This window comes from Pseudomonas fluorescens, assembly GCF_902498065.1.
Classification (GTDB): Bacteria; Pseudomonadota; Gammaproteobacteria; order Pseudomonadales; family Pseudomonadaceae; genus Aquipseudomonas; species Aquipseudomonas fluorescens_BJ.
Genome location: NZ_CABVIR010000021.1, coordinates 1 through 628, shown reverse-complemented (window position 1 = coordinate 628; position 628 = coordinate 1). Strand labels below are relative to the sequence as shown.

1 pseudogene is annotated in these 628 nt (G+C 62.4%); it reads left to right on the top strand.

From position 1 onward, the window contains the following. Nucleotides 1–227: 227 nt before the first annotated feature. A pseudogene (locus F8N43_RS29150) lies at nucleotides 228–628 on the top strand (hypothetical protein); the annotation flags it as partial.

The window sequence follows — 628 nt, the reverse complement described above, 5'->3', positions numbered from 1 at the left end:
CGCACCGACGCATTTAAGTCGCGCGCCCCCGCCAGATAGAAACTCCGGCTCCGCAATCGCCGACGATTGCGGTTATGGCCTGCCAGAATCGGGGCTTTGGGCTTGAGAGGTGGCGGAGCGAACGGTGTGAACAGCGATTCCACCGCACCGCTGGCAGAGCGTGTGATCATGGCGGGCGGGGAGTGTTGATCGGCTCGAAGGGACATGATCGGCGGCAGGGCGGTGAGTTGGCAGGCTCACATCAGGCGGGCGGCTTCAAAGGCGTCCGTGCGCTGCAACTGCACATCCAGCTCTTACAGCCCGACGACCGCCAGGACTGGGTGCTGGTGATCCAGCGCGAAGAATCAGGTATTCGCTGGTCGATGATGGACCTGTTGGGCATTCCCCAGGCCCGCCAGAAATTGATCGATAAAACCTGGGAGTCCGATGGTTTCCTGCCGCCCAATCCGCAAGCCCGGGAGCTGTTCGCGGCGCTGCTGTTTGCGCTGACGCCGCAAGATGAACTGGCGGCCAACTATCCCGGCGCCTGGCAGCACGGCAGGCAACGGTACCTGCCCGAGCGCTGGGACATCCGCTACGCACAACCGCAGAATTTTGAATTGAAGCTACCGCGTGGTCCGAGCTATCA